The following is a 22,052-nucleotide window of genomic DNA, read 5'->3' as shown; positions in this document are numbered from 1 at the left end:
GCTTTTTCGGGTCAGGCCTGCGGGCGCATGTGCGGGAACAGGATGACGTCGCGGATCGACGGGGAATTGGTCAACAGCATGACCAGACGGTCGATACCGATGCCTTCGCCTGCGGTTGGCGGCATGCCGTATTCCAGCGCGCGGACGAAGTCGGCATCGTAGTGCATGGCTTCGTCGTCACCGGCATCCTTTTCCGCTACTTGCGCCAGGAAGCGCTCGGCCTGGTCTTCGGCGTCGTTGAGCTCGGAGTACGCGTTGGCGATCTCGCGGCCACCGATGAACAGCTCGAAGCGATCGGTCACTGCCGGGTTGTCGTCGTTGCGACGGGCCAGCGGCGATACTTCGAACGGGTATTCGGTGATGAAGTGCGGCTGCTCCAGCTTGTGTTCGACCAGCTCTTCGAAAATCATCACCTGCAGCTTGCCCAGGCCTTCATGGCCAAGCACCTTGGCACCGGCCTTCTTGGCGATGTCGCGGGCGCGCTCGACGTCTTGCAGGTCGGCGGCGGTCAATTGCGGGTTGTACTTGAGGATCGAATCGAACACCGACAGGCGCACGAACGGCTCGCCGAAGTGGAACACCTTGTCACCGTAGGGCACATCGGTGCTGCCCAATACCAATTGCGCCAGCTCGCGGAACAGTTCCTCGGTGAGGTCCATGTTGTCGCGGTAGTCGGCGTAGGCCTGGTAGAACTCGAGCATGGTGAATTCAGGGTTGTGCCGGGTCGAGACGCCTTCGTTGCGGAAGTTGCGGTTGATCTCGAACACCTTCTCGAAACCCCCTACGACCAGGCGCTTGAGGTACAGCTCCGGCGCAATACGCAGGAACATGGCCATGTCCAGGGCGTTGTGGTGGGTTTCGAATGGCTTGGCCGCCGCGCCGCCAGGAATGGTCTGCAGCATCGGCGTCTCGACTTCGAGGAAGTCGCGCTCGGTGAGGAACTTGCGAATGTGCGAGATCACCTGCGAGCGCACTCGGAAGGTGTGGCGGGTATCTTCGTTGACCATCAGGTCGACGTAGCGCTGGCGATAGCGCTGTTCGGTGTCGGTCAGGCCGTGGTGCTTGTCGGGCAGCGGGCGCAGCGACTTGGTCAGCAGGCGCACGTCGCTCATCTCGACGTACAGGTCGCCCTTGCCGGAACGGGCCAGGGTACCTTCGGCGCTGATGATGTCACCCAGGTCCCAGGTCTTGACCGCCGCCAGGGTCTGTTCGGGCAGGGTCTTGCGGTTGACGTAGACCTGGATGCGCCCGGTCATGTCCTGGATGACCATGAACGAGCCGCGGTTGAGCATGATACGGCCGGCAACCTTGACCGGGATCGCGGCTGCTTCCAGCTCTTCCTTGGTCTTGTCCGCATACTGCTTCTGCAGGTCGTTGCAGTAGCTGTCGCGACGGAAGTCGTTGGGGAAGGCATTGCCCTTGGCTCGCTCTGCGGCAAGTTTTTCCTTGCGCAGGGCGATCAGGGCGTTCTCTTCCTGTTGCAGGTCTTGCGATTCGGTCTTCAGGTCGCTCATGTCGTCATTTTTTCCATCAGGTATTCGGGGCCCTGTGCGGGCCGGGCACGCGCCAGCCGGTCAGCCCGGCGGCGCGGCGGTGGTGTACGGCTTACAGGCCCTGCTTGAGGCTCGCTTCCAGGTATTGGTCGAGGTCGCCGTCCAGGACTTTCTGGCAGTCGCTGCGCTCGACGCCGGTGCGCAGATCCTTGATCCGCGAGTCATCCAGCACGTAGGAGCGAATCTGGTGGCCCCAGCCAATGTCCGACTTGCTGTCTTCCAGGGCTTGGGAGGCAGCGTTGCGCTTTTGCATTTCCAGCTCGTACAACTTGGCCCGCAGCATCTTCATGGCGGTGTCCTTGTTGGCGTGCTGGGAGCGCTCGTTCTGGCACGCCACCACGGTGTTGGTCGGCACGTGGGTGATCCGCACCGCCGAGTCGGTGGTGTTGACGTGCTGGCCACCGGCACCGGAGGAGCGGTAGGTGTCGATGCGCAGATCGGACGGGTTGATGTCGATCTCGACCTTGTCGTCGATCTCGGGCGAGACGAACACCGCCGAGAACGAGGTGTGGCGACGCGCGCCGGAGTCGAACGGGCTCTTGCGCACCAGGCGGTGGACGCCGATCTCGGTGCGCAGCCAGCCGAAGGCGTACTCGCCCTTGATGTGCACGGTGGCGCCCTTGATGCCGGCGACCTCACCTTCGGACAGCTCGATGATGGTGGCGTCGAAACCGCGCTTGTCGGCCCAGCGCAGGTACATGCGCAGCAGGATGTTGGCCCAGTCCTGGGCTTCGGTGCCACCGGAGCCGGCCTGGATGTCCAGGTAGGCGTTGTTCATGTCCATCTCGCCGCTGAACATGCGACGGAACTCAAGCTGGGCCAGGCTCTCTTCAAGGCCTTGCAGCTCGGTCACGACGTCGCCGACGGCGCTTTCGTCCTGTTCCTCGACAGCCATGTCGAGCAGATCCTTGCAGTCGGACAGGCCATTGGCCATCTTGTCCAGGGTCTCGACCACCTGCGCCAGCATGGCGCGCTCGCGGCCCAAGGCCTGAGCGTACTCGGGCTTGTTCCAGACGTTGGGGTCTTCCAGCTCGCGGTTGACTTCGATCAGGCGGTCATGCTTGTGATCGTAGTCAAAGATACCCCCGAATGGACTGGGAACGCTCGGTGAGGTCCTTGATGGTATTGAGGATCGGTTGGATTTCCATGGGCGGCGGCTCTCGTGCGAATTCGGTGAAAAGCCCGCGAGTATAACCCAGTCCGCAGCACGAAGGCAGACCCGCCGGGCGGTGCGTGGGAGCGCGCCCAGCAGCGGCACGCTCAGGCGATGCCGACCTGGTTGCGGCCGCTGTTCTTGGCCAGGTACAGGCCCTTGTCCGCTGCCGAAATCAACTGGCGACAATGGCTGCCAATGGCCGGGGTCTGAGTGGCCAGGCCGATGCTCACGGTCAGCAGTGCGTCGGCCGTCGGCGCGCTGTGGGCGATGTTCAGACCCAGCACGGTCTGACGCAGCTTTTCGGCGACCAGGCGCGCGCCGCCGGGCGAGGTGTTGGGCAGCACCAGGGCGAACTCTTCACCGCCATAACGGGCCGGCAGGTCCGTGGGCCGCGAGCACGAGCTGCGAATGGCTTCGGCAACCCGCCGCAGCGCCTCGTCGCCCGCCAAATGGCCAAAGCTGTCGTTGTAGCGCTTGAAGTAATCGACATCGATCATCAGCAACGACAACTGCTGCTGCTCGCGCATGGCCCGGCGCCATTCCAGCTCCAGGTATTCGTCGAAGTGACGGCGGTTGGACAGCCCGGTCAAGCCATCGGAATTCATCAGCCGCTGCAGCATCAGGTTGGTGTCGAGCAGTTGCTGCTGGCTGACGCGCAAGGCGCGGTAGGCTTCGTCGCGTTGCAACAGGGTCAGGTAGGAGCGCGAGTGATAGCGGATGCGCGCGACCAGTTCGATGGTGTCCGGCAGCTTGACCAGGTAATCGTTGGCCCCGGCGGCGAAGGCTGCGCTCTTGACCAAGGGGTCTTCCTTGGTCGACAGGACGATGATCGGAATATCCTGGGTGGCCGGGTTGTTGCGGTATTCACGCACCAAGGTCAGGCCGTCCAGGCCTGGCATGATCAGGTCCTGGAGGATTACCGTGGGTTTGATGCGCATGGCCTGGGCCACCGCCTGGTGGGGGTCGGCGCAAAAGTGAAAATCGATGTTCTCCTCACGGGCCAGGCCGCGTCGCACCGCTTCGCCAATCATCGCCTGGTCGTCCACCAGCAGCACCATGGCCGAATTCTCATTGGGCGTCGCGAAGCCTTCGATCGGTAGATCAGTCATTGCCATTCACCTGACCACGGCCGCCCTCGCGGCGCCTTTCAATACAAGTCGTCATTTTGCAAAGATTTCCATCAAGCGCCCGGCAATTCGCTCTAGCGGGCGGATTTCAACTGCTGCATCGATAGCTGCAGCGGCCTTGGGCATGCCGTAGACGGCACTGCTGGACTGGTCCTGGGCAATGGTCAGAAAACCTTGCTGGCGCATCAGCTTCAGGCCCTGGGCGCCATCACGGCCCATGCCGGTCAGCAGCACGCCTACCGCATCGCCGCTCCAGTGGCGCGCCACGCTCTCGAAAAACACATCGATCGAGGGGCGGTAGATCTCATTGACAGGTTCGGCAGTGTAAGCCAACTGGCCGTTATGCAGCAGGCGAATATGGTGATTGGTACCGGCCAACAGCACCTGCCCGGGTTGCGGTGGCTCACCTTCGCGGGCCAGGCGCACCGGCAGCCCGCTGGCGCTGGCGAGCCACTCGGCCATGCCGGCCGCAAACACCTGGTCGACATGCTGGACCAGCACGATGGCCGCCGGGAAATCACGCGGCAGGGCTTTGAGCAACACCTCCAGCGCGGCAGGGCCGCCCGCGGACGACCCGATGGCCACCAGGGCGCTGCGCTGCGAGCTGGCGCGCGCAGGGCTGGCCATCGCTTTGCTCGCACCGGGCCGTTGCTGGCCAATCAGCCAGCTGATGTTGAGGATCTTGCGCAGCAGAGGTGCTGCGGCTTCGCGTGGGTCGCCCGCCCCCAGCGCCGGGGTGTCCACCACATCCAGGGCGCCATGGCCCATGGCTTCGAACACCCGATGCACGTTCTGCTTGCGATCGACCGTGACGATGACGATGGCGCACGGCGACTGCGCCATGATGCGCCGGGTCGCCTCGACGCCGTCCATCACCGGCATGATCAGGTCCATGAGGATCAGATCCGGGGTGTATTCGGCGCACTTGCGCACCGCCTCGTCACCGTTGCCGGCGACCCAGATCACCTCGTGCGCCGGCTCGAACGCCAGTGCCCGGCGCAACGCCTCGACGGCCATGGGCATATCGTTGACGATGGCAAGCTTCATCCCTGAGCACCTCCGATCAATTCCACCACGGCATCGAGCAAGGCATCGTCGTGAAAGCTGGCTTTGGCCAAATAATAGTCGGCCCCGGCATCCAGGCCACGTTGACGATCCTGCTCGCGGTCCTTGTACGACACCACCATTACCGGCAGTGACTGCAACCGCTGGTCGCGACGCACCAGGGTGACCAGCTCGATGCCATCCATGCGCGGCATGTCGATGTCGGTGATCAGCAGGTCGAAGTGCTCGCCGCGCAGGGCGTTCCAGCCATCCATGCCGTCCACGGCGACCGCCACTTCGTAGCCGCGGTTGCTCAGCAGCTTGCGCTGCAGCTCGCGCACGGTGAGCGAGTCATCGACCACCAGGATGCGCTGCCGGCTGGCCCCGCGCGCGCCTTGGGCACCGGGCGCGATGCGCTCCAGGCGACCCGTGCTGAGCAACTTTTCCACCGAACGCAGCAAGTCTTCGACGTCGATGATCAGCACCACCGAACCATCGTCGAGCAACGCCCCGGCAGAGATATCCTGAACCTTGCCCAAGCGCGGGTCGAGCGGCATCACCACCAGCACCCGTTCACCCACCAGGCGCTCGACCGCCACCGCATAGAGATGCTCGCGCTCACGGATCACCACCACGCGCAGACTGCTGGCTTGGCCCAGGTCGGCCGGACGGTTGAGCAGTTGGCTGGCCGCCACCAAGCCTATGTGTCGGCCCTCGTGCCAGAAATGCTGGCGCCCCTCGATCTGCACGATGTCTTCGGCCGCCACTTCCAGGGTGCGCTCGATATGCGCCAACGGGAACGCATAGGCTTCACCGCCGACCTCCACGACCAGGCTGCGGACCACCGACAGGGTCAACGGCACTTGCACGCGGAAGCAACAGCCCTGCCCCGGCACTTGCGTCAGTTCCACCGACCCGCGCAGCTCGCGCACCATGTGCTGCACAGCGTCCAGGCCGACACCGCGGCCGGACACCTCGGTCACCTGGCCACGCAAGCTGAAGCCTGGCAGGAACAGGAAGCTCAGCAACTCCTCTTCGCTCATCTGTGCCACGGTATCGGCCGGCGAGAAGCCGCGCTCGACGATGGTGCGCGTGAGCCGTTCAAGGTCGATACCGGCGCCGTCGTCACTCAGTTCGAGCAGCAGCAATCCGGCCTGGTGCGAGGCGCGCAGCCGGATGCTGCCCTCTGCCGGCTTGCCCGCCAGCAAGCGCCGCTCGGGCAGTTCGATTCCGTGGTCGACGGCATTGCGCAGCAGGTGGGTCAACGGTGCCTCGAGCTTTTCCAGCACATCGCGGTCGACCTGGGTCTTGTCGCCCTCTACCTGCAACTGCACCTGCTTGCCCAACGAACGCCCCAGGTCGCGAAGCATTCGACTCTGGCCGCTGAGCACATCGGCGAACGGCCGCATGCGGCAGGCCAGCGCCGTGTCATAGAGCAACTGGGCGCGCTGGCTGGCCTGCCAACCGAACTCGTCGAGGTCGGATGCCTGCTGCTGCAGAATCTGTTGGGTTTCCGCCAGCAGGCGCTGGGTCTGGGCCAAGGCCTCGAGTACCTCGGGGTTTTGGCCGCTGCCTTCGAGCTGGCTCTTCAGCCCGTCAAGCGAACGCATGCCCTGGCCATGCATGCGCTTGAGGCGCTGCAGGGTGGCCAGGTACGGTTTCAGCCGCTGGGTTTCGACCAGCGACTTGCTCGACAGGTCAAGCAGGCTGTTGAGGCGGTCAGCCGTCACCCGCAGCACCCGCTCTGCGCCCTCGGCGGCACGCTTGCCGGCTTTGGCCGGCGGCGCGGTGGCTGGCGCAGTCGTGGGGACATCGGAAGGCGCCGGCGCTGGCGAGCGCGGCGGTTCCACGGCCGGCGCTGGCGGTGCTGCCACGGCAGCCGGGGCCGGGGCCACGACCGCACCGGGATCCAGCAAGCGGCTCATTTGCTGCAGAAAATCCGCCACCTGCCCTTGGCCGTTCGCATCACCGGGCGTTGCGATATGCATCAGCAAGTCACTGCCGCGCAGCAGCGCATCGATGTGCTCGGCGCTCAAGCGTAACCGGCCCTCCTGCGCCGCCACCAGGCAATCTTCCATGACGTGGGCGACGCTCACGCCGGCATCGAGGCCAACGATACGCGCCGCCCCCTTGAGCGAGTGAGCAGCGCGCATGCAGGCTTCGAGCTGATCGGCCTGGGTCGGATTGCGCTCCAGCGCCATCAGCCCGCTACTGAGCACCTGGGTCTGCGCCTCGGCCTCCAGGTTGAACAGTTCGAGCAGCGAGGCATCGCGCATTTGCTCAGGGGTCATGACAAGCTCCGCTGCACGGCAGACAGTAGATGGTTTTCGTCCAGCACGCGCACGCTGCGGCCACGCCATTGCACCACGGCGGCGGTGAACGCTGCATCGTCTTCGCTTGCCTGCTCCAGCGCGGCGTCGAGGCGATGAATGCCATCGACTTCATCGACGGCCAGGACCACCGGCCCCGCAGCGGTTGCCAGGATCAGCATGCGCGGCAGCGCCCGAACGCTGCGGGCCTGTTCAGGAGGCTCGGGCACACCGAGCAATTCATTCAGCGACAGGCACGGCACCAGGGCACCACGCACGTTGGCTACCCCCTGCAACAGGCGCGAGCGCTGATGCGGCAGCGAATGCACCGATTGCAACGGGGCGACTTCGGCAAGGCACGCCGTGGCCAGTGCCAGCCACTCCTCGCCCAAGCGGAACAAGAGCAGCGAGCGCCCGCCCGCAGGTTGCTCGCGGACGCTCACATCAGCTTGCTCGCCTTCGACCAGCGCATAGCGGTCGAGCAGCCGCGTGGCGGCGGCCGCATAGACCTCACAGTTACGACAATGGATGTGCCGCGCCAGCAACGGGCACTGTTTGTTGCCGTGCACACCGATGCGGTTCCAGCAGTCGTCGATGCGCTCATCGTCCTGGGTCAAGCTGTCGATGGCCTCGATCGGGTCTTCGGCTTTCATCGTTCAGACTCCCGCCCGGCCCGCGCTGCCCGTTCCTGCAGGCGCCGAGCGCCGGCCGCATCGCCCTGGGCGGCGAGCAAGCTGGCCAGGTGCAGCAAGGCTTCGGGGTGTTGAGGTTGCAAGTACAACGCCTTGCGGTAATGGCTCACGGCTTGCTGGGTATCGCCCTCGGTGTCGCTCAGCAAACCCAGCCAGTAATAGACCTGGGCCTTGGCCGGAAACTGTCGCAGGTAGCGCTGGCAGCTGGCGCGGGCCTGTGCGCTGTCGCCGGCATTGGCTTGGCGGGCAATGCTGGCCAAGAGCTCGCTTTCACCCTCGCGTGGTTCGGCCGCACTGGCCATCGGGGCTGGCGCTCCCGCGCGCAACGGCCGCGTCGGCAGCGCTCGGGGCCGAATCGGCGCCAACGCTGGCGGCACGCTGCGCGCCGCTACCGGCTGCGCAGCGGCGGCTTCGTGAGGTTGGCGCACATAGGCGAACGACTGGGCGATGCCCACTGGCCGCATGCCCAGTCGGGCCAGCAGGCTGCCCTCGGCAGGGCCGATGAACAGCACCCCCTGTGGCTGGGCGAGGCACTTGAGCACCTCGAAAACGCGCTGCTGAGTCGGCACGTCGAAATAGATCAACAAGTTGCGACAGAACACGAAGTCGTACAGGCCATTGCGGCTGGCAAGGGCCGGATCGAGCACGTTGCCCACTTGCAGATGCACTTGGCGGCGCACGCGCTCATCGAGCTGGTGGCCTTCCTGGCATTCGCGAAAATGCCGCTCACGAAAGCCCAGTTCGGCGCCGCGAAACGAATTGCGGCTATACACGCCCTGCACCCCCTTGCCGATGGAACTGGGACTGATGTCGATACCGTCGATGTGAAAATCGCTCGGGGCGAGACCGCCATCGAGCAGCGCCATGGCCAGCGAGTAAGGCTCTTCACCGGTGGAGCATGGCAGGCTAAGCAGACGCAGGGGGCGCTGCCCGGCCAGTTCGGCCACACGCTTCTGGGCCAGGCCCAGCAGCGCGGTGAAGGTTTCCGGATAGCGGAAGAACCACGTTTCCGGCACGATCACCGCTTCGATCAACGCCTGCTGCTCGTGCGCCGATTGCTGCAACTGCACCCAATAGTCATCCATATCGGCGGCGCCGGCTGCCAGGCGACGCTGGCGCAGCGCACGCTCGACCATCGAGGCGCCCACCGACTCTACGTCCAGACCGATACGCTGCTGCAAAAAACGGAAAAACCGTTGTTCGCTCATGACGCCACCTGCGCGCCGTGGCCGGGAAACAACAACGCTTGCACGGCAGCGGGCAGCAGCTGCTCGACTTCAATACGCTGCAGCAAACCCAGCGCGTCCTGACGTACGGGCCCCAGGTAACGCGCATCGGCATTGTCCAGGCCGTAGGGTTGGAATTCCTCCGGCCTGCAGCGCAGAGTGTCGGTCGCTTGTTCGAGGATCAGGCCAAGCACATGCTGGCGCTGGTAGCGCACCAACACCAGACGCGTGCTGGTGCGCGCGGCGGCCGGGCGGCCACAGCACAAGGTGCTGAGATCGACTACCGGCACCAGCACGCCACGATGGGCGAGGATGCCTGCGACCCATGCCGGTGCCTGGGCGATGGGCTTGAGCGCACGCCGGGCCAACACCTCGATCACCTCGCCGACATCCAGCGCGAAGCGCTGCTGATCGAGACGAAACTGCAGGTACAGGGTGCCCTGGGCGCTGCCCGGGGCGGGCGGGTCGGTGAGCAGGTCGGTCATGGCGATCAGACTTTGAAGCGCGAAACGCCGCCGCGCAGGCCGGCGGCCACCTGGCTCAACTCGTCAATGGCAAAGCTGGCCTGGCGCAGCGACTCCACCGTCTGGGTGCTGGCATCGCTGAGCTGGGCCAGGGCCTGGTTGATCTGTTCGGCGCCGGTGGCCTGGGCCTGCATACCCTCGTTGACCATCAGCACACGCGGTGCCAGGGCCTGCACCTGATGAATGATCTGGCTCAGTTGTTCGCCCACCTGCTGCACTTCGAACATGCCACGGCGCACTTCTTCGGAGAACTTGTCCATGCCCATGACCCCAGCCGAGACGGCCGACTGGATTTCCCGGACCATCTGCTCGATGTCGTAGGTGGCCACGGCCGTCTGGTCGGCCAGGCGCCGCACCTCGGTGGCGACCACGGCGAAGCCGCGGCCATATTCCCCGGCTTTTTCCGCTTCGATGGCAGCGTTGAGCGAGAGCAGGTTGGTTTGGTCGGCCACCTTGACGATGGTGACGACCATCTGGGTGATGTTGCTGGCCTTCTCGTTGAGGATACCCAGCTTGGCGTTGACCAGGTCGGCCGCGCCCATCACCTGGTGCATGGTGTCCTCCATGCGCGCCAGCCCCTGCTGACCGGAGCCTGCCAGGCTCGAAGCCTGGTCGGCCGCGCTGGTGACCTCGGTCATGGTGCGCACCAGGTCGCGCGAGGTGGCAGCGATTTCCCGCGACGTGGCACCGATTTCAGTGGTAGTGGCCGCAGTCTCGGTGGCCGTGGCCTGCTGTTGCTTGGAGGTGGCGGCAATCTCGGTGACCGACGTGGTCACCTGCACCGAGGAGCGCTGCGCCTGGGCTACCAGGTTGGCCAGGGCCTCGGCCATTTCATTGAAGCCGCTTTCGATGGCGCCGAATTCATCCTTGCGGTCCAGGCTCAGGCGCATGCTCAAATCGCCCGAGCGCAGTTTGTCGAGGGCATGCACCACGCGCTGCACAGGCGCGGTGATGGCGCGCATCAGCAGCAGCCCGCAAATGCCCGCCGCAACGATCGCCAGCAGTAGCGACACCATCATGCTGCCCTTGGCGGTGCCCACGGCGCTGACGATTTCGTGGGTGGCGGCGTCGGCCGACTCCCGGTTGTGCTCGATCACTGCGTTGAGGTGCTTGCGCCCCTCGACCCAGGCCGGGGTCAGCACGTCGGCGATCAGTCGCTGCGCTTGCGCATAGTCGTGCTGGCGGTAGGTCTCCAACACCTGGTCGACGATCTTGACGTAGTTGGCTTGCATCTGGATGAAGGCATCGAAGCGCGCCTGGTCTTCGGCATCCTGAATGGTGGCCTGGTAACTGGCCATGTGTTGCTTGAGCCGGTCGTTGAAGCTCTTGAACAGCTCGATGTCCGCCGGGGTGATCTCGCGTCGGTCGGACAGCCCCACCAGTTGTTGGCTGGTGACGTAGCTGTCGACCCAGGCGCTGCGGATCATCGAGCTGCTGTACAAGCCCGGAATGCTGTCTGTACCTACCGCCTGCTCGGCTGTTTCGATCGCCAGCAGCCGCGAATAAGCGGCCACGATCATCAGCAGCATGATGGCGATGATCACGGCAAAACTTGCCAGGATCCGTTGGCGCAAGGTCCAGTTCTTCACATTCAGCCCTCAGGAATTCTCAACGAGCGGGAAAAAACCGCCGAAGTATAGCCCAGGCTTCCTACGCTTTTGCGGCCGAATGCTACTAGCCCGTCGTCATTGACTCGCAGCCAGGCGCACTTGGCTTTCCAGTTCCTGGCGCAAGGCCGGATCAAGCCGCAGTTGCCGGGCCAGTTCGTCGAGGTAGGCACGTTCCATGAAGTTTTCCTGATCGACCATCATGGTGCTGGCCAGGTACATCTCGGCGGCCATTTCCGGCGTGTGCGCCGCGCGGGCCACCTCGGCCGGGTCCAGCGGTTTGTTCAGTTCCTGGTGCAGCCACTGCTGCAAGTCACGGTCGCTGTCCAAGCGGGTGAACTCGCCTTCGATCAAGGCGCGCTCACGCTCATCGATATGGCCATCGGACTTGGCCGCGGCCACCAACGCCTGCAGTACCGCCTGGCTGTGCTGCTCGGCTTCGGCCGGTGGCAGGCGGTCGAGGGTTTGGGGGTCGCCACGCTGCCCTGTGCCCTGATTGGCCTGCCAGTTGCCATAGGCTTTGTAGGCCAGCACGCCCAGTGCCGCCAAGCCGCCGTAGGTCAGCACCTTGCCGCCGTACTTGCGGGCCTTCTTGTTGCCCAGCAGCAGGCCCAATGCGCCGGCGCCCAGCGCCCCTTTGCCGCCTCCGGAGAGCAGCCCGCCCAAGGCACCGACAGGCGATGACGAGCTACCCGAGCCAGCGTTTTTGTTGAGCAGTTCCTGACCAGACTTGAGCAATTGATCGAGCAGGCCCCGAGTGTTCATGCGCACATCTCCGCGGTATGAAAGAGAAACCCAGAGTAAGCCCTGCCCTGGGCCTCGCCACCCAGGGATTTGCTTCGGGATGTTGCATGGACGCGCCAATTCCCGACTAGACTCGTTATCGCCAACCATTCGTAGCGGCCCATCGCTTTATCGCTTGCTTGAAACTGCCTCGGCTCGATCTCCATCAAGAGGGAACACCATGTCAGAGCACAAGACCGCGTTGTTCGGCGCCATCACCAGCGCCTTGCTGGCCAGCACCAGCCTGCAGGCCGCCGAATTGCCGCACGCCATCGGCGCCGGTGAGGGGCGCCTGGATATCGTCGCCTGGCCGGGATATATCGAACGCGGGGAAAGCGACAAGGCCTACGACTGGGTCAGCGGTTTCGAGAAGGAAACCGGCTGCAAGGTCAGCGTCAAGACCGCCGCCACCTCCGATGAGATGGTCAGCCTGATGACCAAGGGTGGCTACGACCTGGTGACCGCTTCCGGCGACGCCTCGCTGCGCCTGATCGCCGGCAAGCGGGTACAGCCGATCAATACCGCCCTGCTCGCCAACTGGAAGCACATCGATCCGCGCCTGCAGAATGGCGACTGGTACGTGGTCGACAAGCAGGTGTACGGCACCCCTTACCAGTGGGGTCCGAACGTGCTGCTGTACAACACCGACACCTTCAAGCAGCCGCCGAGCAGCTGGAGCGTGGTGTTCGAACCGCAAGACCTGCCCGACGGCAAACCGAACAAAGGTCGCGTCCAGGCTTACGACGGGCCGATCTACATTGCCGACGCGGCCCTGTACCTGAAATCGGCCAAGCCCGAACTGGGCATCAAGGACCCGTACCAGCTCGATGAAGCCCAGTACCAGGCCGTGCTCGCCCTGCTGCGCCAGCAGCACCCGCTGATCCACCGTTATTGGCACGACGCCACGGTGCAGATGAGCGATGTGAAGAACGAGGGGATAGTCGCCAGCAGCTCATGGGGCTACATGGTCAATGGCCTCAAGGCCGAAAACCAACCGGTAGCCTCGACCGTGCCCAAGGAAGGCGCCACCGGCTGGGCCGACACCACCATGCTGCACAGCGAGGCCAAGCACCCCAATTGCGCCTATAAATGGATGGACTGGTCGCTGCAGCCCAAGGTGCAAGGTGACGTCGCCGCCTGGTTCGGCTCGCTGCCAGCGGTGCCAGCGGCGTGCAGCGCCAGTGAACTGTTGGGCGCCGAAGGGTGCAGGACCAACGGTTTCGACAACTTCGACAAGATCGCCTTCTGGAAAACCCCACAGGCGCAGGGCGGCAAGTTCGTGCCCTACAGCCGGTGGACCCAGGACTACATCGCGATCATGGGCGGTCGCTGAAGCCGATCACATTGAATGTCCAGGAGCCGCGCATGTCGCCAGCCGTGCAGTTCACTCAGGTTTGTCGCAGCTTCGGCGAGGTCAAGGCAGTCGATCAGGTCAGTCTCGACATCCAGGAGGGTGAGTTCTTCTCCATGCTCGGCCCTTCAGGCTCGGGCAAGACCACATGCCTGCGCCTGATCGCAGGCTTCGAGCAACCTGACGGCGGCTCGATTCGTATCCACGGTCTCGAAGCCGCCGGCGTGCCGCCGTACCAGCGCGACGTCAACACGGTGTTTCAGGACTACGCGCTGTTTCCGCACATGAACGTGCGCGACAACATCGCCTACGGCTTGAAGGTCAAGGGCGTGGCCAAGGCAGAGCGGCATGCCCGCGCCGATGAGGCACTGACCATGGTCGCCCTGGCCGGTTTCGGCGAGCGCAAACCGGTGCAGTTGTCCGGTGGCCAGCGCCAGCGGGTGGCGCTGGCGCGGGCGCTGGTCAACCGCCCGCGGGTACTGTTGCTCGACGAGCCGCTGGGCGCGCTGGACCTGAAGCTGCGTGAGCAGATGCAGGGGGAGTTGAAGAAGCTGCAGCGCCAACTGGGCATCACCTTCATCTTCGTCACCCACGACCAGACCGAAGCATTGTCGATGTCGGACCGGGTCGCGGTGTTCAACCGCGGGCGCATCGAGCAGGTCGATTCACCGCGCAATCTGTACCTGAAACCTGCCACCACGTTCGTCGCCGAATTCGTCGGCAGCGCCAATGTCATCCGCGGCGAACTGGCTCACCGGCTCAGCGGCAGTCAGGGGCCCTTCGCCATCCGGCCGGAGCACATTCGTCTGGCTCAATCGCCCGCGCTGGGCGCAGCAGTGACGGTCCGCGGCCGGCTACGCGATATCCAGTACCAAGGCAGCGCCACGCGCTATGAGGTGCTACTCGACAGCGGCCAGCTGCTGGCCGTCAGCCATGCCAACGATCGCTGGCAAGACCAGGCGCAGCCCTGGCAAAGCGGCCAAGAGGTAGCGCTGCACTGGCCGCGCGAAGCCATGATCGCGCTCGCGGAAACCGTCCTGGCCGAGGTGCGCTGACATGCGTTCGCTCAGCGATCAGTTGTACCGACGCCCCAACCTTTACCTGGCGTTGTTGCTGATACCGCCACTGACCTGGTTCGGCGCCATCTACCTTGGCTCATTGCTCAACCTGATCTGGCAGGGCTTCTACACCTTCGACGACTTCACCATGGCGGTTACCCCGACCCTGACCCTGGGTAACTTCGCCGCGCTGTTCAACCCCGCGAATTTCGACATCATCGTGCGTACCTTGCTGATGGCCGTGGCGGTCTCGCTGGCCAGCGCGGTGCTGGCGTTCCCTATCGCCTATTACATGGCGCGCTACACCAGCGGCAGGAGCAAGGCGTTTTTCTATATCGCCGTGATGCTGCCGATGTGGGCGAGCTACATCGTCAAGACCTATGCCTGGACTCTGCTGCTGGCCAAGGGCGGTGTAGCCCAGTGGTTCGTTCAGCACCTGCATCTGGAGCCGTTGCTGCAGGCGGTCCTGAGCGTGCCGGGCGCGGGCGGCAGTACCTTGTCGACGTCGCACCTGGGGCGCTTTCTGGTGTTCGTCTATATCTGGCTGCCGTTCATGATCCTGCCGATTCAGGCGGCGCTCGAGCGCCTGCCGCCGTCGTTGCTGCAGGCCTCGGCGGACCTCGGTGCCAAACCTGGGCAGACCTTCCGCCTGGTGACGTTACCGTTGGCGATACCCGGCATCGCGGCCGGCTCGATCTTCACCTTTTCCCTGACCCTGGGCGACTTCATCGTGCCGCAACTGATCGGCCCGCCAGGCTACTTCATCGGCAGCATGGTGTACGCGCAACAGGGGGCGATCGGCAATATGCCGATGGCGGCGGCGTTCACCCTGGTGCCGATCGTGTTGATTGCCGTCTACCTGGCCATCGTCAAGCGCCTGGGAGCCTTCGATGCACTCTGACAAAGCGTCCATGGGCCTACGCCTGGCAGCCTGGGGAGGGTTGGTGTTCTTGCACTTCCCGATCCTGATCATCGTCTTGTATGCCTTCAATACCGAAGACGCAGCCTTCAGCTTTCCGCCCAAGGGCCTGACCTTGAAATGGTTCGCCGTGGCCCTGGGGCGTGCCGATGTGCTCGAGGCCATCAAGCTGTCGCTGCAGGTTGCATGCCTGGCCACGCTCATTGCCCTGGTGCTTGGGACATTGGCCTCGGCGGCGCTGTACCGGCGCACGTTCTTTGCCAAGGAAAGCATTTCGCTGCTGTTGATTCTGCCCATCGCCCTGCCCGGCATCATCACCGGCCTTGCGCTGCTGTCGGCATTCAAGCGTCTCGGCATTGAGCCTGGGGTGTTCACCATCGTGGTCGGGCACGCCACGTTCTGCGTGGTGATCGTCTACAACAACGTGATCGCGCGCTTGCGCCGCACTTCACAGAGCCTGATCGAGGCGTCCATGGACCTGGGCGCCAATGGCTGGCAGACCTTCCGCTATATCGTCCTGCCCAACCTGGGCTCGGCGCTGCTGGCCGGCGGTATGTTGGCCTTCGCGTTGTCGTTCGACGAGATCATCGTCACCACCTTCACCGCCGGCAACGAGCGGACGTTGCCGATCTGGCTGCTCAACCAGCTCAGCCGGCCACGCGACGTACCCGTGACCAACGTGGTCGCCATGCTGGTGATGCTGGTGACCATGCTGCCGATTCTTGGCGCCTATTACCTGAGCCGTGGTGGCGAAAGCGTTGCCGGCGGCGGCAAATGACCTGAACAAGGAGCCTTTCATGCAAACCCACATGCTGATCAACGGACACCTGGTCGCCGGCGAAGGCCCCGCCTGGACCGTGCTCAATCCGGCCGAAGGCAGTGCCCTGGCGCAGATCAACGAAGCCAGCGAGGCCCAGGTCGATACTGCCGTACGCGCCGCCGACCAGGCTTTCGCCCGCTGGTCGCAATGCAGCCCCAAGGACCGCGCAGCGGCCCTGCTGGCCTTGGCCGACGCAATTGAAGCCAACGCCGAAGAGCTGGCCCGGCTCGAATCGCAGAACTGCGGCAAACCCCTGGCGGCCGCGCTGAATGACGAGATTCCGGCCATCGCCGACGTGTTCCGCTTTTTTGCCGGGGCCGCCCGCTGCCTGGGCGGCTCGGCAGCCGGCGAGTACCTGCCGGGGCATACCTCGATGACCCGCCGCGACCCGCTCGGCGTGGTGGCCTCGATCGCGCCATGGAACTACCCGCTGATGATGCTGGCGTGGAAAATCGCCCCAGCGCTGGCGGCGGGCAATACCGTGGTGATCAAACCGTCGGAGCTGACGCCCATGACCGCCCTGCGCCTGGGAGAGCTGGCCAAGGATCTGCTGCCACCTGGCGTGCTCAACATTCTGTTCGGCCGCGGGCAGACGGTCGGCAACCCATTGGTCAGCCACGCCAAGGTGCGCATGGTGTCGCTGACGGGGTCGATTCCAACCGGTGCTCATATCATCGGCGCCACCGCCCACAGCGTGAAGCGCATGCACATGGAACTGGGCGGCAAGGCCCCGGTGCTGGTGTTCGACGATGCCGACATCGACGCCGCGATCGAAGGCATCCGCACCTTCGGTTTCTACAACGCCGGGCAGGACTGCACGGCCGCCTGCCGCCTGTACGTGCAGGCGGGCATCTACGATGACTTCGTCGAGCGCCTGGGCGCGGCGGTATCCACTCTCAAGGCCGGGCCACAGGACAGCGCCGATACCGAACTCGGTCCGCTGATCAGCGCCCAGCACCGCGACAAGGTCGCCGGGCTGGTCGAACGCGCCATCGCCCAGGCGCATATCCGCCTGGTCACCGGCGGCAAGGCGATTGCCGGAGACGGCTTCTTCTTCGAGCCCACGGTGTTGGCCGACGCCTTGCAGGATGACGAGATCGTGCGCAACGAGGTGTTCGGGCCGGTGGTCTCGGTGACTCGCTTCAACACCGAGGAGCAGGCTTTGGGATGGGCCAATGACTCCGAGTACGGGCTGGCTTCATCGGTGTGGACGCGCGACACCGGCCGCGCCCATCGCCTGGCTGCGCGGCTGCAATATGGCTGTACATGGGTCAACACGCATTTCATGCTGGTCAGCGAGATGCCCCATGGCGGACAGAAGCAGTCGGGGTATGGCAAGGATATGTCGATGTATGGGTTGGAGGATTACACCTGCGTGCGGCATGTGATGATCAAGCATTGAGGTGTGGTGGGTGGGGTTAGGGCTGGGGGCAGCGCCTGGGGGGGGGCGGTGCAGTGGGGATCGAGCGCCTTGGGGAGCGGGTGCCTTGGGGATCGAGCGCCGCTTGCGCGGCGCATCGCGAGCTGCGCTCGCTCCTACGGGGGGGGAGCGCCTTGGTACTGACTCAATCTCGCAGATCCGACTCGTGAATCGGGCTTGCACGGCTGGTGGCGCGTTGATACTGGGCAGGCCAGGTGGCCTTGTGACCGCCCAGGTCATCGTCGGCGTGCAGTGGCCAATAGGGGTCGCGCAACAGCTCGCGGGCCAGGAGGATGACATCGGCCTGGCCGGTGCGCAGAATGTGCTCGGCCTGGGCGGGTTCGGTGATCATGCCAACGGTGCCGGTGGCGATTTCCGCCTCTTTGCGCACACGCTCGGCAAAACGCGTCTGATAGCCTGGCCCGGTCGGAATTTCGGCATTGGCTGAGGTACCGCCCGACGACACGTCGATCAGATCCACGCCCAATGCCCGCAGGCGGCGGGCCAGTTCCACGGTCTCATCCGGATTCCAGCCGTCCTCTACCCAATCGGTGGCCGATACCCGCACGAACAGCGGCAACTCGGCAGGCCACACCTCACGGACGGCCTCGACCACTTGCAGGGTCAGGCGAATGCGGTTTTCAAAGCAGCTGCCGTATTCGTCCTGGCGCTGGTTGCTCAGTGGCGAGAGAAACTGATGCAGCAGGTAGCCATGGGCGGCGTGAACCTCGACCACCTTGAAGCCCGCCTCCAGCGCCCGTTTGGCCGAGGCGACGAAGGCTTCGACGACATCCTGTATTTCACTGGCGTGCAACGCTCGCGGCGGAGTGTGTTGCGGGTCGAAAGCGATTGGCGACGGGCCCACCGGTTGCCAGCCGCCCTCCTCGACCTTCACGCTGCCGTGCTTGCCCAGCCACGGCCGGTAGGTACTGGCCTTGCGCCCGGCGTGGGCCAGCTGGATACCCGGCACCGCACCTTGGGCGGTGATGAAGCGGGTAATGCGCTGCAACGGCGCGATCTGAGCGTCGTCCCACAGGCCCAGGTCTTCGGCGGTGATACGACCGTCGGCAGTCACCGCAACGGCTTCGGTGATGACCAGCCCTGCGCCACCCACGGCGCGGCTGCCTAGATGAACAAGGTGCCAGTCGTTGGCCAGGCCATCGACTGCGGAATATTGGCACATCGGCGATACGGCGATGCGATTGGGCAGCGTCAGCTGACGCAGGGTGTAAGGCTCGAGCAGCATGCTCATGAGGACACCTCCGAGGAACTCCAATGGCGATCCGGCCCGGGCACTCAATTGCACATCCCTGGCCCGGTACCGGTCATTCATCAGACTAGACCAGATTGGTGGGGGGGATGGTTCCGAGGGATTGCATTGCGGTGAAACAACAGATGAGGGGGTCTGCCAAAACTGGCCAAACAGGGCTTGGGGGTAGAAATGCCCCGGGCTGCTTCACGTCTGATCATTGCGCAAGCGCTGCTCGTCAGGCTTTTCAGCGAAACAAGGGCTGAAGCAGATCTATCCTTCTTCCGCACCGAGCGAGATCCCCGTGCCCGCGCACTCACGAGCAGCCTCAGGACTCGAAAGGGTATGCTCGCAAGGCGCCATCCTAAGGCGTACAAAAGAAAAACCGATGATCGCGGTTCTTTAATTCAGCGACTCGCTCAAAGCACGGATGAGTAACGGCAGTTGGGCCTGACTTGCCAGCGGGACCAGCGATCGCAATATGAAAATATGTTGCTTCTCCATCGCTAGCGTGGCCTGCATCAGCAAGCTTGCCCCATCTGCATTCACCCAGCCGGTGATAGGCATCACTTCGCCAACATCAGAAGCTGATGGGCAATTTCCCCACCAGGCCCATTCATAGCGCGCAGGCTTCATATGCAAACCACAATATGGACGTTCTTAAATGGCGAGACGTGTAGCCAGACCAGACCAACAAAACCCAAGAGCCCCATCAGTTGACTAGCAGGCAACTGTCCAGTGAATTATTTTTCGCGATTAAACGTAAGTCAGAGGTGCACATCCGCAGAGATTTTTTATAAATGCTCACACCTGACTTATAATAACGACTTTTCCTACAGCTACACGAGAGGCGGACTACAACTAGCGATATGATTATCTGACAGCAGTTACCGCGTCAAACATCTATTGTCAGTGCCGCACCGATCTTACAACATTATCCTGGCATGCATCAGCCTACACCTCTTGCATGATAAGCATACTTATGGCCACTCAACTCAAAAGCGAACACCCCAGCACGATCGACCACTTTATTACTGAGGAGGAGCAGTTTCGAATCAACCATGCGTTATCCAAAGCCCGTTGGAGATACGATTGGCCGGTTAACTCAACCCCATTTTCTCGGCCATGCTGGCACTTTTTTATTGCGGGAACAAATCGTGAGCTTGGCGGCTGCTGCGAGGCCGAACTTGCCGCGCACACAAACTGGGGCTTCCTAGCGGATATCTGGACCCGGGCCAGCAGCCGATACATGCCTCACACAAAACTAGTAGGCGTTTACGCTAACGGGCAAACTTCAGGACAGGACGCCCCCATCCACAGAGATAACTTAGCAAGCGAACCAGGAAAAACCCTGGTCATCTTCTGCAACGACTATTGGGCCGTTAACTGGGGAGGTGAGCTTATATTTTTTAATGAAACAAAGAGTGACATTATTGCTGCAGTCATACCAAGGCCAGGGCGCATCGTTGTCTTTGATGGACAAATCCCGCACCGAGCCAAATCTACATCTATCGAGTGTGACCAGCTTCGCGTCACCATCGCGTTCAAGACGATCACAGAGGGACACCACAATGACTAACCGAGTTGAAATCTTCGTCGCTATAGTTGACAGGGTCGGAAAACCAGGATTTCAGGCCGGGGCCGCTTCAGCTATCCACGACCAATTCAAAACTAACAAGGACGGCTTTTCGCTCGTTGTACAGGGTGCCCAGACAAGTACAGCTATCGCCTCTGTCCTCTCGGTTGGAATGATGACGGCGGGGGCAGCCCCTTTATCAATATTGTCACGAACACCCTTGCCGGCACAGTGACCTTCTTGAAAATCACTGCAGATTATAAAGATGGTAAAACGCCCGAACTCGGCGATTACATGAGTCTGATTGGCAACGTAGCCGGAGTTTTAGCAAGTTTTGCGTTATTGACAAGCGCCCCATGGACCGCAGCGGGCTTCACTGCCATCGCATTGGGCTCGAGTTTATTTGGCACATACAATTCCGACCTAGCCAATAATATTCAAGAAAAGTTGCAACCTATTTTCGAACTTTGATAAATAACGATTCCACCAAAGAAAATCTCACTCCCGTCTTTACTCCGTCAATGCTTCTGACCAATACGGAAACGACTAGTACTAATTTGGGTGGGCTTATCCATGTCCTTAATTGGCATCCTGACACAACGGAGATAACTATTAACACAAAGCCACTTTTAGACTTCCTAAATGAGCAGAAGAGGGTACAAGGCAGTCTGCCTCCACCCTTATCCACAGCACCGCAAGTCCCCTTCAATGATCCACCCCATCAGGACGACGGAGTGTCTATAACCGGCTCAGTTGAAAGTCTTAACGGAAGACCCAACTCTGGCCCGACACCCTCTTTAACTACTGTATTTGGCAGCGGTCAGGACAAGTACGCTTGCTGCTCTGCCCCTCAACAAGATAAGTATAAGTAAACTACCACTGAATCTGGAGAGGGATAAATGTTTTCATGGCCAGCCTGGATCGAGTTGATGCGCAGCCTGTCTCCTCTAGAGCAAGTGAGGAGCTTATTATTAGCCGGGTCGGTTTTCACTTGCATAGCACCCTCCTTTCTAGCTTTTCTGAGCACACCCACTGAGCCCGCCAACTTGCCATCGATAAGACTCCCAGCAACGCTGGCTTCCGAAATGAATGCGTGGAAGTACGATGACCGGATCTACGAAACAAGTATCTACTTCCAAGTGCCAGGCGCACGCCGCACGAAGCGCTACATCTATCTTTATAGGTCTACCTATGACTTTTATAACATCGATAAATCAACTCCGCTATTTGTAGAAATTCAACATACACCAACTGGAATAACTGTCAGGCGCTTGCTAGCAGGTACTATCGAACTTTCGAACTCGTTACTTCAAGAACATATTAACAGCGTGAATGATCGAAAAGTGCTGAAGGCCCTATTCTGGTTCAGCACTCTCGGTGCACTTTGCTTTGTAGGGGCTGGCGCTATCCATTGCCTGAATCGGCGGAAGTCAGCAGCCGTGCATTGATCCAAACTAACTCGCCATTCGGTGATTGCACGGCCGGGCATGTGCAGCGCCGGGGATTGCGAGCGCTGTTTGAATGAGACAGGAGCTACCAAGACGGTATTGCAAGGCTCGGAGATCAGCCTGAACGGGATCGGCTTTTGTAGGACGCCCGTGACTTGGCGCCTGACCGGGCACAAAGGGCGTGCACAGC

At 62.6% G+C, this 22,052-nt stretch carries 19 protein-coding genes; 7 read left to right on the top strand and 12 right to left on the bottom strand.

Annotated features, from left to right (window positions below; translation table 11 throughout):
- Positions 1-11: 11 nt before the first annotated feature.
- The 10 genes from lysS to ACLEJW_RS02040 all read right to left on the bottom strand — a co-directional run bounded on the left by lysS (position 12) and on the right by ACLEJW_RS02040 (position 12,003).
- The gene (gene lysS / locus ACLEJW_RS02085) at positions 12-1,514 is read right to left on the bottom strand and encodes a lysine--tRNA ligase (RefSeq protein WP_145185577.1); all 1,503 of its coding nucleotides are present in this window, start codon (positions 1,512-1,514) and stop codon (positions 12-14) included.
- A gap of 91 nt (positions 1,515-1,605) precedes the next feature.
- A protein-coding gene (gene prfB, locus ACLEJW_RS02080; protein WP_145185574.1) for a peptide chain release factor 2 occupies positions 1,606-2,701 on the bottom strand; the annotation gives its coding sequence in 2 pieces (ribosomal slippage) (positions 1,606-2,628 and positions 2,630-2,701; 1,095 coding nt in all).
- 112 nt (positions 2,702-2,813) lie between these two features.
- Positions 2,814-3,818 carry a Wsp signal transduction system regulator diguanylate cyclase WspR gene (gene wspR / locus ACLEJW_RS02075; protein WP_145185568.1) on the bottom strand — a complete coding sequence of 335 codons (1,005 nt, stop codon included), beginning with the start codon at positions 3,816-3,818 and terminating at the stop codon, positions 2,814-2,816.
- Between the two features lie 51 nt (positions 3,819-3,869).
- Positions 3,870-4,883: a chemotaxis response regulator protein-glutamate methylesterase gene (locus ACLEJW_RS02070; protein WP_440776922.1), complete on the bottom strand. Its 1,014-nt coding sequence runs from the start codon at positions 4,881-4,883 to the stop codon at positions 3,870-3,872.
- Positions 4,880-7,171 (bottom strand): hybrid sensor histidine kinase/response regulator, encoded by a 2,292-nt coding sequence (locus tag ACLEJW_RS02065; protein WP_440776921.1) that lies wholly within the window; start codon positions 7,169-7,171, stop codon positions 4,880-4,882. Before ACLEJW_RS02065 ends, ACLEJW_RS02070 begins: the two co-directional genes overlap by 4 nt.
- Entirely contained in the window at positions 7,168-7,842 is a 675-nt protein-coding gene (locus ACLEJW_RS02060) for a chemotaxis protein CheW (protein WP_440776920.1), read from the bottom strand. The genes ACLEJW_RS02065 and ACLEJW_RS02060 overlap by 4 nt, the downstream gene beginning before the upstream one ends.
- Positions 7,839-9,089 (bottom strand): CheR family methyltransferase, encoded by a 1,251-nt coding sequence (locus ACLEJW_RS02055; protein WP_440776919.1) that lies wholly within the window; start codon positions 9,087-9,089, stop codon positions 7,839-7,841. The genes ACLEJW_RS02060 and ACLEJW_RS02055 overlap by 4 nt, the downstream gene beginning before the upstream one ends.
- Positions 9,086-9,592, bottom strand: coding sequence for a chemotaxis protein CheW (locus ACLEJW_RS02050; protein WP_145185552.1), 507 nt, complete (start codon positions 9,590-9,592; stop codon positions 9,086-9,088). Before ACLEJW_RS02050 ends, ACLEJW_RS02055 begins: the two co-directional genes overlap by 4 nt.
- A gap of 5 nt (positions 9,593-9,597) precedes the next feature.
- Entirely contained in the window at positions 9,598-11,220 is a 1,623-nt protein-coding gene (locus tag ACLEJW_RS02045) for a methyl-accepting chemotaxis protein (RefSeq protein WP_440776918.1), read from the bottom strand.
- A 96-nt stretch (positions 11,221-11,316) separates the two neighbouring features.
- The gene (locus ACLEJW_RS02040) at positions 11,317-12,003 is read right to left on the bottom strand and encodes a tellurite resistance TerB family protein (RefSeq protein ID WP_313298311.1); all 687 of its coding nucleotides are present in this window, start codon (positions 12,001-12,003) and stop codon (positions 11,317-11,319) included.
- Between the two features lie 199 nt (positions 12,004-12,202).
- Here ACLEJW_RS02040 and ydcS point away from each other — a divergent pair, with 199 nt between their 5' ends.
- The 5 genes from ydcS to ACLEJW_RS02015 are packed head-to-tail and all read left to right on the top strand — an operon-like array spanning position 12,203 to position 17,571.
- A complete protein-coding gene (gene ydcS, locus ACLEJW_RS02035; RefSeq protein ID WP_313298314.1) occupies positions 12,203-13,354 on the top strand; it encodes a putative ABC transporter substrate-binding protein YdcS in 1,152 nt (383 codons plus the stop codon).
- 32 nt (positions 13,355-13,386) lie between these two features.
- On the top strand, positions 13,387-14,427 hold the full coding sequence (locus tag ACLEJW_RS02030; RefSeq protein ID WP_440776917.1) for an ABC transporter ATP-binding protein: 1,041 nt from the start codon (positions 13,387-13,389) through the stop codon (positions 14,425-14,427).
- Between the two features lies 1 nt (position 14,428).
- The gene (locus ACLEJW_RS02025) at positions 14,429-15,331 is read left to right on the top strand and encodes an ABC transporter permease (protein WP_440776916.1); all 903 of its coding nucleotides are present in this window, start codon (positions 14,429-14,431) and stop codon (positions 15,329-15,331) included.
- On the top strand, positions 15,321-16,127 hold the full coding sequence (locus ACLEJW_RS02020; protein WP_440776915.1) for an ABC transporter permease: 807 nt from the start codon (positions 15,321-15,323) through the stop codon (positions 16,125-16,127). The genes ACLEJW_RS02025 and ACLEJW_RS02020 overlap by 11 nt, the downstream gene beginning before the upstream one ends.
- Positions 16,128-16,146: 19 nt before the next feature.
- Positions 16,147-17,571 carry a gamma-aminobutyraldehyde dehydrogenase gene (locus ACLEJW_RS02015; RefSeq protein WP_440776914.1) on the top strand — a complete coding sequence of 475 codons (1,425 nt, stop codon included), beginning with the start codon at positions 16,147-16,149 and terminating at the stop codon, positions 17,569-17,571.
- A gap of 163 nt (positions 17,572-17,734) precedes the next feature.
- On the opposite strand, the gene ACLEJW_RS02010 is transcribed toward ACLEJW_RS02015, so the two are convergent.
- Both ACLEJW_RS02010 and ACLEJW_RS02005 read right to left on the bottom strand, forming a co-directional pair.
- The gene (locus tag ACLEJW_RS02010) at positions 17,735-18,841 is read right to left on the bottom strand and encodes an NADH:flavin oxidoreductase/NADH oxidase (RefSeq protein ID WP_313298328.1); all 1,107 of its coding nucleotides are present in this window, start codon (positions 18,839-18,841) and stop codon (positions 17,735-17,737) included.
- A gap of 399 nt (positions 18,842-19,240) precedes the next feature.
- Positions 19,241-19,474: a hypothetical protein gene (locus ACLEJW_RS02005; protein WP_313298331.1), complete on the bottom strand. Its 234-nt coding sequence runs from the start codon at positions 19,472-19,474 to the stop codon at positions 19,241-19,243.
- Between the two features lie 346 nt (positions 19,475-19,820).
- Between ACLEJW_RS02005 and ACLEJW_RS02000 the strand changes: the two genes are divergently transcribed.
- Positions 19,821-20,417 (top strand): 2OG-Fe(II) oxygenase, encoded by a 597-nt coding sequence (locus ACLEJW_RS02000; RefSeq protein ID WP_440776913.1) that lies wholly within the window; start codon positions 19,821-19,823, stop codon positions 20,415-20,417.
- A 237-nt stretch (positions 20,418-20,654) separates the two neighbouring features.
- A complete protein-coding gene (locus ACLEJW_RS01995; protein WP_313455998.1) occupies positions 20,655-20,885 on the top strand; it encodes a hypothetical protein in 231 nt (76 codons plus the stop codon).
- The last annotated feature ends 1,167 nt before the right edge of the window (positions 20,886-22,052 follow it).

The sequence above is a fragment of the Pseudomonas sp. SMSB3 genome (assembly GCF_052041965.1).
In the GTDB taxonomy this organism is placed as follows: Bacteria; Pseudomonadota; Gammaproteobacteria; order Pseudomonadales; family Pseudomonadaceae; genus Aquipseudomonas.
This window is presented reverse-complemented; position numbering and strand designations above follow the sequence as displayed.